The sequence below is a fragment of the Pseudoalteromonas sp. BZK2 genome, from assembly GCF_014349195.1.
GTDB classification, from domain to species: Bacteria; Pseudomonadota; Gammaproteobacteria; order Enterobacterales; family Alteromonadaceae; genus Pseudoalteromonas; species Pseudoalteromonas simplex.
In genome coordinates this window covers 30,500-44,286 of record NZ_JACSOG010000005.1, presented here as the reverse complement: position 1 = coordinate 44,286, position 13,787 = coordinate 30,500, and the positions used below count along the sequence as shown (strand labels likewise).

Annotated in this window: 9 protein-coding genes; 3 read left to right on the top strand and 6 right to left on the bottom strand. The window is 41.4% G+C overall.

Translation table 11 applies throughout. The features are described from left to right. Window positions 1-166 precede the first annotated feature (166 nt). From BIZ38_RS04385 to BIZ38_RS04375, 3 genes are all read right to left on the bottom strand, one after another. The gene (locus BIZ38_RS04385) at window positions 167-1,378 is read right to left on the bottom strand and encodes a type II toxin-antitoxin system HipA family toxin (protein ID WP_187489724.1); all 1,212 of its coding nucleotides are present in this window, start codon (window positions 1,376-1,378) and stop codon (window positions 167-169) included. Then, on the bottom strand, window positions 1,368-1,667 hold the full coding sequence (locus BIZ38_RS04380; RefSeq protein ID WP_187489665.1) for a helix-turn-helix transcriptional regulator: 300 nt from the start codon (window positions 1,665-1,667) through the stop codon (window positions 1,368-1,370). The genes BIZ38_RS04385 and BIZ38_RS04380 overlap by 11 nt, the downstream gene beginning before the upstream one ends. Window positions 1,668-1,901: 234 nt before the next feature. Next, window positions 1,902-2,792 (bottom strand): tetratricopeptide repeat protein, encoded by an 891-nt coding sequence (locus BIZ38_RS04375; RefSeq protein WP_054553406.1) that lies wholly within the window; start codon window positions 2,790-2,792, stop codon window positions 1,902-1,904. Window positions 2,793-3,062: 270 nt separating this feature from the next. Here BIZ38_RS04375 and BIZ38_RS04370 point away from each other — a divergent pair, with 270 nt between their 5' ends. Further along, window positions 3,063-4,436 (top strand): ATP-binding protein, encoded by a 1,374-nt coding sequence (locus tag BIZ38_RS04370; RefSeq protein WP_187489664.1) that lies wholly within the window; start codon window positions 3,063-3,065, stop codon window positions 4,434-4,436. A 573-nt stretch (window positions 4,437-5,009) separates the two neighbouring features. Then, window positions 5,010-7,187 carry a catalase/peroxidase HPI gene (gene katG, locus BIZ38_RS04365; protein ID WP_187489663.1) on the top strand — a complete coding sequence of 726 codons (2,178 nt, stop codon included), beginning with the start codon at window positions 5,010-5,012 and terminating at the stop codon, window positions 7,185-7,187. Window positions 7,188-7,422: 235 nt separating this feature from the next. On the opposite strand, the gene BIZ38_RS04360 is transcribed toward katG, so the two are convergent. Then, window positions 7,423-9,348, bottom strand: a complete 1,926-nt coding sequence (locus BIZ38_RS04360) for a hypothetical protein (RefSeq protein ID WP_187489662.1) — start codon at window positions 9,346-9,348, stop codon at window positions 7,423-7,425. 136 nt (window positions 9,349-9,484) lie between these two features. After that, window positions 9,485-11,083, bottom strand: coding sequence for an ABC-F family ATPase (locus BIZ38_RS04355; protein WP_187489661.1), 1,599 nt, complete (start codon window positions 11,081-11,083; stop codon window positions 9,485-9,487). 603 nt (window positions 11,084-11,686) lie between these two features. On the opposite strand from BIZ38_RS04355, the gene BIZ38_RS04350 reads away from it, so the two are divergent. Further along, entirely contained in the window at window positions 11,687-13,312 is a 1,626-nt protein-coding gene (locus BIZ38_RS04350; protein WP_054553411.1) for a methyl-accepting chemotaxis protein, read from the top strand. Window positions 13,313-13,367: 55 nt separating this feature from the next. On the opposite strand, the gene BIZ38_RS04345 is transcribed toward BIZ38_RS04350, so the two are convergent. Further along, window positions 13,368-13,775 carry a hypothetical protein gene (locus BIZ38_RS04345; RefSeq protein WP_054553412.1) on the bottom strand — a complete coding sequence of 136 codons (408 nt, stop codon included), beginning with the start codon at window positions 13,773-13,775 and terminating at the stop codon, window positions 13,368-13,370. Window positions 13,776-13,787: the final 12 nt, after the last annotated feature.

The following is a 13,787-nucleotide window of genomic DNA, read 5'->3' as shown; positions in this document are numbered from 1 at the left end:
TTTAAGCTAGCGAGGGTTAAGTTAGCGAGAGTAAAGGTACGAGTGACGAGATGCGAGATTTCGAGGTAGCAGCGATTTTACATCGCGTCCTAGAACCTAAATCCCAGTGCCTATGACGCGGGATAAACCTGCTGCTACATGTAGGCGTGAAACTTGTTTCGCGCTATTAATCTTCATTAATTTCAGGAATTACACCTTTTAAACGGGTGATATCTTCATCACTAACGTCTGCAAAATGTTTAAAGTGAGTCGGCCAATCTTTGCAATATTCTTCAATCTCTTTAATGATGTTTTTTGCTGCTGAATTTGCTAACCCAAATCGCTTAGCCTGAGATAAAAAATTGCTTTTACTTGCATAACGGCCATCATTACCAAAGCCAAGACCATGTTGTTTTGAGTTGTTTATTGGAGTGATGTCATAGGCTGGACTTAATCGCCAATTTTTTTGTGAAAATGAATATAGGAATGCATGATTGCGAGTGTGATCATCTGTATTACCAATATACGCATTGAACACCATTCGCTTAAACAACTCTTCAGCATCACCTGCATTTTGCATTGTTTGATGCCTTATAAATTCAGCTAATTGACCATATGAGTAGTCACTTGAAAGATCACTCATAGCAACTTTGGGTTTTTGAAGTAAGCTATTCGCACTTAAAAAGTGGTGTGTTGGTAACCCATTACTAACATCAAACCGCTCAACAAGTAGCACATCACCGGTATGTGTTTTATGAATAAAGGTAGGAGCCGTTCGAATACCAAGCTGTTCCGCCATTTTCATTGCAGCATGTTCAGCTCTGACTAGATTGAATAAATCATCTTGGCGATTGAATTTTGCTAAGTAGAGTTTGTTGTCAATTTGTATAGAAGTTTTTGGTCTAGCTCCCCCCATGCTTTGGCCAAATTCAAATGCTTTCTTAGCTTCATCAGAAATTGTTTTATTCGCCAGCAAGTCATCTTTAGCTTGGTCTAGCAAGGCTAAATCAGACAAGGTGTTCTTGTTAGTTTTATGCTTTGAGGCACTTCGCGAGAGACTAAAAACAAGCGCTCCTACGCCATACCCAGACCCGGCTAATAAAAACTCTAACTCGTTTTTGGGTTTTGTAGTATGAAGCGAAAGAATTAACTTGCGCCCCCACGAATCAGCTCCTGCATCACTCAATACGCCAAATACACCTCTGTTTGCACTGTAATTGAAAATCCCCGACTTTAATGGCAGATGTATTGGATCTAGAGCAAAGGCATCGCTTCGGGCTAAATAGCTCTTACCATAGTTGAACTCACCGCGACCTGATTGATTATCTAATTTAAAGTAACCACAGATAACGGGTTTTTCTTCTAAACCATCTATAAAAACATAGCACTCAGAAGTCATCATTGATTTCCTGTGGTGAATTTCGTTTGCGTTGGCGAGCATTGTATCCACCTACGTGGGCCGCTAATTCATTTATTTCATCGAGAAGCGATCCCTGTAAGTTAAGTACAACCAGCGCTTCAAAAAGAATGTCACTTTTCACAACATCACCTTGCTCCAACTTTTGTACAGTTGAACGTGATACCCCAATCATTTTCGCAAATGTACTTTGCGTATAATGAAGTGTTCGGTGCTGGCGTATCAAATCGCCCAGCTTTTGTGCCATTTTTGCAGCCTGTTCAGAACGCATATTGATTACTTTTTTAATCATTAGATATTTAATGATTAGTTTAGCGGTATTTGGTTTTTTTGCAATAGAGGGGGATTAAGTTAGTGGGTTCAAGTTAGCGAGAGTAAAGTTAGCGAGAGTAAAGTTAGCGAGTTTCGAGGTACGAGGTAGCAGCGATTTCACATCGCGTCCTGGCGCCTAGGACCTAGAACTCGCCTATGACGCGGGATAAACCCGCTGCTACATGGGGTTCGGCTATGCCGATTCATTTAACAACGAATTAAAGCTGTCGTTGTCGTGTAGGCTGGCAAACGCGCTTTCGTGTAATAGCTCGTTACGTAGGTTAGGAGAATATTCAAGAGCCATACGAATATCAGCCATTGCATCGGCGTGTTTGTGTAGTAATGCATAGGCACAAGCACGTTGCCAGTATGCGTAGCCGTAGTCGCTATCAATTTCTAATGCTTGATTACAAAGCTCGATAGCCTCACCTGTTTCGTTAATTTCTAACAGAGCATCTGCTTTATAGGCAATGGCTTCTACGTCTTCTGGTTTACGTTTTAAGATCTCGTCAAAAATCTCAATCTTATTCGCAACATCGCTTTCTAAGTTAGCACGCATCCATAAAGAATGAACTTCATTGGTGATTGAGATCTTTTGTTGGTTTAATAAGATCTCTTCAGATCGCTCACGTAGTTTTTCTTCGAGTACTTTTAGGCGCTCTTCATATTCTTTTGTAATCGCACTCACGCGTGTATTAACAATATCTTCTACTTTATTTTTCACATCACGTAGGGAATTCCAACCGACTAAGACCAAGATTGAAGCGGTAATGGTAATAATGAAAAACACATTATTAATGGTGTCTGTTGTATAAGTTAATGCACGGTCGGCAGTATCAAGTTGTGTATGAGCAACTTGTTTTGTCACATCTTCGCGTAGTTTTTGTTGGTCTTGGCGCACCGCTTTTAATTCATCAAGAATATAGCGCTCTAACAATGGTTTATACATAGGTTCTTGAAGCTTATCGAGTCCTTGCTGTTGCTCTGCTTCAGTTAATGCTGGGCGGTTTTGTGGCTCATTTTGAGCTGCTACAAATGGGCTAAAGCTCATTAAAAAAGTGATTAAAATTAGGGTATAACGCATAACATATTAATTTTTGGTGATTACTGAGGTAACTGTAACATGCGTGAGCACTAGGGACTAGGCAAAAAAAAACCAGCTCGGGGGAGAGCTGGCCAAACTGCTTAAACAACATAAAGTCGTAAGGGGTATCAACAGGAGTTAGGTACAATATACTCATTTTTATCTGAACAACTACTTAATACTTAAAGAGTTTCTAAAAAAATTAATCTATATGCGATATTGAGTTTGTTCGTCTAAACTTAAAGGATACTAAAACTAAAAGGTGAGAATATGCGCCAGCAACTAGTACAACTGCTTTATGGTGTATCAATTTCGTCTGATCTCGATAGTGGAAATGTTGAATTAGCTGAACGGCTAATCCTTAATGCTGTACTCGATGGACTCGAAATCGGGCGTGCCGGCATTTGGTTGCTTAATAAAGAAAATACAGCAATAGAGTGCCGTTTATTACTCGACAGAGAAAATGGTAAAGAAATTCAAATGCTAGTGCTTCCCCGGGACGCATACCCTGACTATTTCAAAGCACTTGATACGCAACGCACAATAACAGCGGTTGATGCGCATACTGATCCTGCTACCTACGAATTTAGCGAAAGCTACCTAACACCACTTAATATTGGCGCTATGCTCGATGCACCAATTCGCTATAAAGGAAAAATGATCGGTATATTTTGTTGTGAGCACATTGGTAGTGAGCGACATTGGACAGAAGATGAATGCTCATTTATAGGCGCATTAGCAGATCTATACGGCAGAGCGCTATCAGCACAAGAAAATGAACGTATTAACGCAGAGCTTGAACGCGCTAATCAGCACCTAGAGGAGCGTGTTGTTGAACGCACTCGAACGCTCGAGAAAACCTTATCTGAACTTACCGAGATGCAAGAAAAACTTATTGAAGCAGAAAAAATGGCTTCATTGGGTAATCTGGTTGCTGGAATTGCACATGAAGTTAATACGCCAATAGGTATCGCGGTGACTGCAAACAGTTCGGCAAAAGACAAACTCTCTGAAGTTGATAAGCTTATACAGTCAAATACGTTAACTAAGGCTGCGCTGATAGAGAGTATTAATCATTTAAACGAATGTTTTAAAATATCATTCACTAATTTAGAGCGAGCAGCAAAATTAATCAGCGACTTTAAACAAACGGCAGTAGATCAATCTTCACTCGATTTATTAGAAACCAACATTAAAGACTACTTAGAAAACATTCTACACAGCTTAATGCCTTTAACCCGTAGTCATAACGTCAGTGTAAATGTGAATTGTGTCGATGACTTTGAGTTGATCACAGTCCCAGGAGCTTTGAGTCAAATCATAATGAATTTGGTTAATAATAGTTGCGTTCATGGTTTTGTTGGACGCCAAGACAACCGAATAAATATATCGGTTAATATTGACGAAGCACAAGGTGTTTATTTGCTTTGCTACAAAGACAATGGCCATGGCATGGATACAGAAACTTTGCATAAAGTGTTTGAGCCCTTTTTTACCACGAAGCGCGGCTCAGGTGGAAGTGGATTAGGGATGTCAATCGTTTATAACCTTGCAACGCAAGCATTACAAGGTGAAGTGAGTGCTACGAGTTCACCTTCTAATGGCATGACAGTTAATTTTAAACTGCCTATAAAACTCGCATAACTAATTAATATTTATACAAGTTGAGGGCTAAATAATCTGGTGACTGGGTAATAAAATTAAAAATTAATCAGTTTGCTTAGCGAGACATGATATATCGGTGCACTTGTTGTTTTTGCAAAACTGCTTTATGCGTTTTTTCGAGTATAAATAATTAATGCTTAAAGGTGTAACCAATAGCGTCAGCCAAAACAATAATGAGCTTCTAAACGTTAACCCCACAAGCGAAGCAACTACCAGCCCTGTTAACATTAAAATAGGTAAATTGGCGATAAAAAAGTTAATGCTTAATTGTCTAGCAACATCAGGATTAATTGTTTTCATAAGGGCTACTCGCAGTAAAAAGACCTTTATAAAATGGACTGTTTTGTAAAATGAATCAAATCGTATTTTTCTATCGAATCAATCGATTTAAAACCATGTTCAAGATCTAGCTTTATTTATGTAGTGCTCCTATAGTTTTAAACAACAGGAACTTTTGAGTTATTAGTTATTCAAAACCAATAGAAATCTTTATTTATGATGATGCTAAGTAAACTAGCTTTCGTCGTATTTTAAGCTTATGAGGAGCAAGCAATGAGTAATGGAAAAACGGGCCAATGCCCAGTAATGCATGGTAGTAACACTGTCACCGCTCAATCAAATACTGACTGGTGGCCAAACGCACTCAATTTCGACATTCTTCACCAACACGACAGCAAAACGAACCCTTACGGCAAAGATTTTAATTACGCTAAAGCATTCAAATCTCTTGATCTTGAAGCCGTTAAAACCGACTTAAAAAGCTTAATGACTGAAAGCCAAGAATGGTGGCCAGCTGATTGGGGCCATTACGGTGGTTTAATGATCCGTATGGCGTGGCACTCAGCGGGTTCATACCGTTTAGAGGATGGACGCGGTGGCGGCGGTACAGGTAACCAACGCTTTGCACCATTAAATTCATGGCCAGACAACGCAAACTTAGACAAAGCACGTCGTTTACTTTGGCCAATTAAAAAGAAATACGGTAACAAGCTTTCTTGGGCCGATTTAATGATCCTAGCCGGTAATATGGCTTATGAGTCAATGGGTTTAAAAACCTTTGGTTTCGCGGGGGGCCGTGAAGATATCTGGCATCCTGAAAAAGACGTTTACTGGGGCGCTGAAAAAGAATGGCTAGCACCAAGTGACGAGCGTTACTCGAATGTTGAAAAACCAGATACCATGGAAAACCCATTAGCAGCGGTACAAATGGGCTTAATTTACGTAAACCCAGAAGGGGTGAATGGTAACCCTGATCCACTTAAAACAGCAGAACAAGTTCGCGAAACTTTTGCCCGTATGGCAATGGATGACGAAGAAACTGCCGCACTTACAGTTGGTGGTCATACCGTGGGTAAAACCCATGGTAATGGTAGCGAAGAAAACGTTGGCCCTGAGCCAGAAGCCGCGGATGTGTTTGAACAAGGTCTTGGTTGGAACAACCACAACTCACGCGGTATTGGCCGCGATACCATGACCTCGGGCATCGAAGGCGCGTGGACTACTCATCCAACTAAGTGGGATAACGGTTATTGCTACTTATTGCTTAACTACGAATGGGAACTTAAGAAGAGCCCTGCAGGTGCGTGGCAGTGGGAACCAATCGATATTAAAGAAGAAGACAAACCAGTTGATGTTGAAGATCCATCAATTCGTTTAAACCCCATCATGACCGACGCCGATATGGCGATGAAGATGGACCCAACCTATCGTAAAATTATCGAGCGATTTAACGATGATTTTGAATACTTTAGTGATGTGTTTGCACGCGCATGGTTCAAACTGACGCACCGTGACCTAGGTCCTAAATCACGTTATTTGGGTGCCGATGTACCAAGCGAAGATCTGATCTGGCAAGATCCGATCCCTGCGGTTGATTACACATTATCTGACAGCGAAATTAGCGAACTTAAAACCAAGCTACTTAACTGTGGTGTAAGCCAAGCAGATTTAATCGCAACAGCATGGGATAGTGCCCGTACTTACCGTGGCTCAGACCATCGCGGTGGTGCAAACGGTGCTCGTATTCGTTTAGCACCGCAAAAAGATTGGCAAGGTAACGAGCCAGAGCGTTTAGCTAAAGTATTAAGCGCACTGGAATCAGTGCAAGCGGGTTTAAGCAAACCAGTAAGCCTCGCCGATTTAATTGTACTTGGTGGGTCAGCAGCGGTTGAACAAGCAGCAAAAGCAGCGGGCGTTGACATCACCGTGCCATTTGCGCCGGGTCGTGGTGATGCCACAGACGAGATGACAGATGCAGACTCGTTCGACGTACTTGAGCCAATTCATGATGGTTTCCGTAACTGGTTGAAGAAAGATTACGCGGTATCAGCAGAAGAGCTAATGTTAGAGCGTACGCAATTAATGGGCTTAACAGCACCAGAAATGACCGCTCTTGTTGGTGGCATGCGTGTACTTGGCACTAACCACGGCGGCTCTAAGCATGGCGTGTTTACAGATAATGTAGGCACACTTAGCACCGACTTTTTCGTAAACCTAACCGATATGGCTTACACATGGAAGCCAACAAGTAAGGGTCTTTATGATATTGTTGAGCGCAGCACAGGTGCAACTAAATGGACAGCAACACGCGTTGATTTAGTGTTTGGTTCAAACTCAATCCTTCGCTCTTATGCAGAGTTTTACGCACAAGACGACAACAATGAACGTTTTGTAAAAGACTTTGTCGACGCATGGGTGAAAGTAATGAACGCCGACCGCTTCGACATTTAATTTAAAATTCCGTTAAGTACAAAGGCCACACAGTTTAACTGTGTGGCCTTTTTTATTTAGAGAAGTTAGCGAGTTACAAAGGGAAAGTGACGAGATGTAGGTGGCGTTTTAACGCCGAACAAGTAGCAGCGATTTCACATCGCGTCCTAGCGCTTAGAACTCGCTGATGACGCGGGATAAACCCGCTTCTACAAAGTAGGCGTGAAACTTGTTTCGCGCACCGCTGTAAGCTCCTTTATTTCTCAATCCCAAACCAATAGCTATTTTGAAAAATACTCTCTTTTAATTCTCTTTCGCTGTAAGCATACGTACTTTGCCAAAACAGGCGGTCAAAAAGATATTTATTACCGTCTTTAGCAAGAATTTTGAAATTAAATAATGATGAATAGGCAACTTCTTGATTTGCTAATACTTCATCTTTACAACTAGCGTAATCAACTGCATTTGGGCACTGCGACATCATTGCAAAGCTAATGCTGTTATCAGCTTCTAATTGCCAATAGCTACTTGGTGTAAAGTCAGCTCTATTTTCAAGGCCATATTGGTCAGCATAATAGAAGCTGCCTTTACCATCATCATTTATATACCAGTATATTTTCTGGCTACTGCTGGTATAATTTTGACGTAAGTAGCTAAATAGATGCTTATAGTCATCGAGTGTGATGCTTGAATCATCAACTACTTCTATGAACTCATACCCTAAGCGAGCTTGGCGCTGCTCTTTATTACGCTCGCGTGCCATGATCATTTTGCCATCAGGCTGAGTGAAAAATTGTAAGCTCGTTTCTAGGCCATTACCCATTACTTTAACGGTTTCGCCGTTATTGTCTAAGTTGTAATGCCATTTAAATGAGTCAGTACTTTTAGGTGTATTGAATGTGACCGTTGCTGTGTCGGCTGCAGTGATTGTAAAAAATGTGGGTACATAACGGAACGTTAAACCTTCGCCCGTATCTGAATTTTTATTATTTAAACGACCAGTATATGATTTACCTACTGTCAGCTCAGGAACTGTAACAGGGGTAAGTTTTCGAAGTGCGCTAATCGATGTTTTTTCTAGCAGAGCTTCAGCCAGTTCGGTTGATTCATTAATATTATTCTGTGCACTTTCATCTTTATAAGTTAAAACATGACGTAGTTTTAGCACTAAAAAGTCATCAAACTGAGCAATAACTTCTGCATCAATTAGATTAAGATCAAATGCGACATCTACTTCATGACCAAGGTTACTCAATTGCTTTGTGTTTTGAGTCGTAACTAATGTATCACTGTTAATTTTTAATACTTTACCCTCTAACGTTGCCGAAAAGTCAGCATAAGTATACGACGTAGTGCTTCCTGAAGCCGTTGGAATATAGCTTGCTAGCGGTACTTCAAAGTAACTTTCCTCGCCCGTTGTACTTAAATAATTAACAGAGTGGAACGAGCTTTGATCCACATCAGCGTAGTACTCAGAGCTAAACTCTGCATTTGATTTATAAAGGGTGACAACTTCGCCTTTATCGGTTGAAACATTAAATAGCTCAACACGAATAGCATCATCGCGCTTAGCCAAAACTTCCATTTCAAGTAAGGCTTGTTGATTACACTCATGCAAGCAATCAATCGCTTGGGTATTTAACGCAATGACATCAGGGTTCGACCATTCAAAACGACTTAACTCACCATTTTGAGCGATTACACCTGCATCTTCGCTAGCAAATACCAACCGTACACTGCCATCGCTTGATTGCCAGTTACCTATCACTTCGTTATTGCTAAGCTCAATAGGTTGCCATGCTGCACGGTTTTCAGCGACATTTACGGTTAAAGTGTATTGATTACTTGCCTTACCGTCAGACACTTCTACAGTAAAAGAATGGTTAGCTACTTCAAATAGGCTCGGCTCAGCATTAAAAGTCACTTGATTGCTGCTGGTCGTGACACTTAGCCACTGTGGCTTATCAATAATCGTGGTTGTCACACTGTCGTTTTGCTCATCTTTAATATCAACAACTAAGTTGGCTGATTCAAGTGCTTTGGTAGAGAGTGTGAGTGATCCAGATAGAGTAGGGGCGGTATTTTTTGTCGCTTCTGCATCTGGCTTTTTGTCTGTTGATGACCCGCCACCACAGGCTGTTAGAGCCAGAGTCAGTGCCGATACGCTAAGTAGCTTATTCATTTACATCCTTTAAAATGTTGTTTTCTGTGTAAAAGAAATGCAAATTACCCAAATAAGGTAAGTCAGTCAAAGGTATTATGTAACTGAACGTAAACAAAAAGGGTGAGCAAACTTGCTCACCTATTTGAAGAGGGGGTTATTGCGCTTGTTGCGCGACATGATCCATATATTCGTCAAACGTGCCCTGAAAATCGATAAGCTGTTGATCTTTAATATCGATGATGCGAGTCGCTAATGACGATACAAACTTACGGTCGTGGCTCACAAAAATCAGCGTGCCTTGGTAATCTTTTAATGCGTTATTGAGTGCTTCAATGGCTTCCATATCCATGTGGTTGGTTGGCTCGTCCATAATGAGCACGTTGATGTCTTGCATCATGAGCTTACCAAACAATAGGCGGTTCTTTTCACCACCCGAGCAGTTACGGGCTTTTTTGTTAGCGTCGTCTGCGGTGAATAATAAACGGCCTAACATAGCTCGAACCATTAAATCGTTGTGCTTCGCGGTGCGCCACTGCGACATCCAATCAAATAAAGTTAAGTCGTTATCAAAGTCTTTGCTGCTATCTTGTGGGCAATAACCAATGCTGGCATTTTCAGACCACTTAACCACACCTTCGTTACTTTGTAATTCATTCACTAGGCAGCGTAATAGGGTGGTTTTACCAACACCGTTTTCACCAATAACCGCAAGCTTAGCGCCGGCTTCTAGTAATAAGTCACCACCGCTGAACAGGGTTTCACCCTCAAAACCATGACCTAGCTTAGTAAGCTCTAATGCTTGGCGATACATCTTTTTGCCTTCGTCAAAACGAAGTGATGGGCTAATACGGCTTGATGCTTTTACTTCATCAAGCTTAATTTTATCCATGCGCTTAGCACGAGAGCTGGCTAATTTTGCTTTTGATGCATTGGCACCAAAGCGATTTACGAACTCTTGTAGCTCGTCTATTTCAGCGCTCTTCTTTGCGTTTTCAGCAAGTAGTTGTTCGCGTTGCAAGCTTGAAGCTTCAATCCACTTTTCGTAGTTACCAGGGTAAATTCGTAGCTCACCGTAATCTATATCGGCCATATGTGTACATACCGAGTTTAAGAAGTGACGGTCGTGCGAGATAATAATCATCGTACACTTACGCTGGTTAAGCTCGTTAGCTAGCCAAGTAATGGTATGAATATCAAGGTTATTGGTTGGCTCATCAAGTAGCAAAATATCTGGGTTTGCAAACAGCGCTTGTGCTAACAGCACACGTAGTTTCCAACCTGGCGCGACGTTTGCCATTAAGCCGTAATGAAACTCTTGCTCAATACCCGCTTGGATCAAAATTTCTTCTGCACGACTTTCTGCTGTGTAGCCATCCATTTCGGCAAAAATGCTTTCAAGTTCAGCGACTTTCATACCGTCTTCTTCACTCATTTCTGGTAGTGAATAGATACGGTCGCGCTCTTGTTTTACTTTCCAAAGTTCTGCATCACCCATGATCACCGCATCAACCACAGTGTATTGCTCAAATGCAAACTGGTCTTGGCTTAGCGTACCTAGCTTTAAACCCGGTGCAATCGACACATTGCCAGACGTTGGCACAAGCGCACCACTTAGAATTTTCATAAAGGTCGATTTGCCGCAGCCATTCGCGCCAATTAGGCCATAGCGGTTACCGTTACCAAATTTAGCTGAAATGTTCTCAAACAGAGGCTCTGCACCAAATTGCATGGTGATATTTGCGGTTGAAATCAACGAATTATTCCTAGAAAAATACTGACAGGGTTATGGGCGCAGCAACTGCGAAAATAAACAAGCAATAGGGTAAATAATAGGCCGCGGATTATACAGTTCAGCCCTTAATAACGCTATTAAAAAAGAGAAAGTTGCAAGGGAAAGGGTAAAGTTACGACAATGTTTGGCCAGGAATGGTTTAAGTTAGCGAATCTCAAGTTACTAGATGCGAGGTAGCAGTGATTTCACATCGCGCCCTAAAACCTAATGTTTCCCCGTAGGACTGGCTTTAGCCGGGAAATGACTAAGTTAGCGAGTTTCAAGTTACGAGGGGAAAGGTGCGAGTAACGAGATGTGAGGTAGCAGCGATTTCACATCGCGTCCTAGCGCCTAGAACTCAGATCCTAGCGCCCATGTTTCATTCGTAGGCGTGAAACTTGTTTCGCGCGTCTGAGAGTTGAAGGTTGAAAGCTCATTATTTTTGGTTCGGCACTGAAGTACCTTCTACAAGACTTCCACAAACTGAACGAATTACGAAAAAAACCTGAAAATATATAAATATAGTTAATACTTTAGGGAAATCGGGCGATAATACTAAGTAATATGACAGCAAAGGTGGATTCAATGTCTGCAGGTATTTCTTTCAATAACTTGAGCATCACAAAAAAAATACACGCCATAACATGTATTGCCATTACGGCATTCGTGATCATAGTAGTAACCAATTTTATAGCCATGAATGACAACAAGATCTCGCTCGACGAGCTGGAAAAGTCATCATATCAGGTCGTTAAACTCACTTCAGCAAACGTTGCGCTACTCGAAAAACTAGATGAGTTATACACTCAAGCGGTAACATTTGGTGAGTCAGATTTAGTTGATAGTGCAGCGCAAACGTATAAAACGATTAATGAAAATCTACAAAATATCATCAGTATCAACGACAGCTACGTGCATGCCGATACCAAAAAACAATTAGAGCTTTATGCACAAACCTCGTCAAGCATAGCAACTTCAATGATCGACGGCACCGCTGACTTTAGTAAAATTCAGCAACAAGCACAGCAAAAAACGCAGCAGTATGAGGCCGTTCTAGCTGGCTTTAAACGAGCACAAACCCGCGCAGATGATCGCTTTTTTGAACTTGTACAAGCAACCAAAGCGCGTTCAGACAACGCACTAAATTTAATGCTTGTAGTGTCTGTAGTATCACTTATTTTATTGGTTGTTACCTCAATTTGGATTGCCCGTGGAATCGGTTCATCGGCCAGCGCAGCGGCAGATAACTTACGCCTATTAGCAGACGGCAAAGGCTCTCTAAGCACACAACTTGAAGTACACGCTAAAGATGAAATCGGTCAAGTTTCGATTAACTTCAACGCGTTTATACAGCTGTTAAAAGCTGCGGTACTTGAGGTTATAGCGGTTTGTGAGCCATTAATGGAGAACTCAACACGACTTGTACAAGGCATGGAGCGTGCCGAGCGTGCCACAACTAAACAAACATCAGATGCTGAAATAGTTAAGCAATCAATGGAAGAAATGCGCCAGAGTGTCGCTGATATTTCTCATTCAGCAGCAAATGCATCACAAGCTGCGCAAACAGCCGAGCGAGAAGTTGAGCAAAGTCGAACGCAAATACAGCGTTCTGTGACAGAATCAAAAACACTAAGTGAAGAGATAAATCAAGCAGCATCAACTATTAATCAACTGGCCACTGACACCAAGAATGTGACGCAAATTTTAAACGTTATTACCTCGATTGCAGAACAAACTAACTTACTCGCGTTAAATGCTGCGATTGAAGCTGCACGTGCAGGTGAACAAGGCCGAGGCTTTGCGGTTGTAGCTGACGAAGTGCGTGAGCTTGCTTCAAGAACATCGCAGTCGACGAATGAAATCAGAGAGCTGCTTTCTACATTAACCACAGCAGCAAGCCATGCAGTAAATGCAATGAACTCAGCCCGAGATATGGCTACAAATAATGCAGAGGCCGCTGAAAATACAGGGCAATCGATTGATAAAATCTCTGAACAGATATTAGAAATTAACGGTATGAATTCGCAAATTGCCGCAGCTACCGAAGAGCAAACATCTGTTGCTAGTATGGTAGTTGATAACGTGACGAATATGCATATGTCGTTTGAAGAAACAATGGATTCATTATCGGCAGTACGTGATGTAGCGAAGAACCTTCATTACCTCTCTGATTCGTTACTCGACGCCACAGCTAAATTTAAAGTCGAGTAATTTTAGCGCATAAAAAACCAGGCATCGCCTGGTTTTTTATTAACCGTAGTCGAACTTAAAAAGTACCAACCACTTTAACTTTATCAGTTACTTTTGCTGCATCGATATAACCAATACCATCAGCATTACCTGCAACAAAGTCAATCACAGCTTGATCATTAGCTAGTTTCTCAGGTGGAGTACCTTTACCTGTAAATACCAGTTTTGACCAATAAGCATTTAGCTGGCTGCTCGATTTACCAACCACCTTATCGTTAAACTCATCGCTTACGCTGGTGCCATCTTGGTTTACTGGGTTTACTTTTGTGCCATCATCAAACGACTTTGCCTTACCAAGGTAAATCTTTTTGATCATACCTTCGTCAATAGCACTGCTATTTGCTGGGTTCACAATAACTGCAACATCAGCAAGTACAGCGTGCGAGCATAGCGTTAGTGCTGTCGCGATTAACAATTTTTTCATTATGAACTCCAA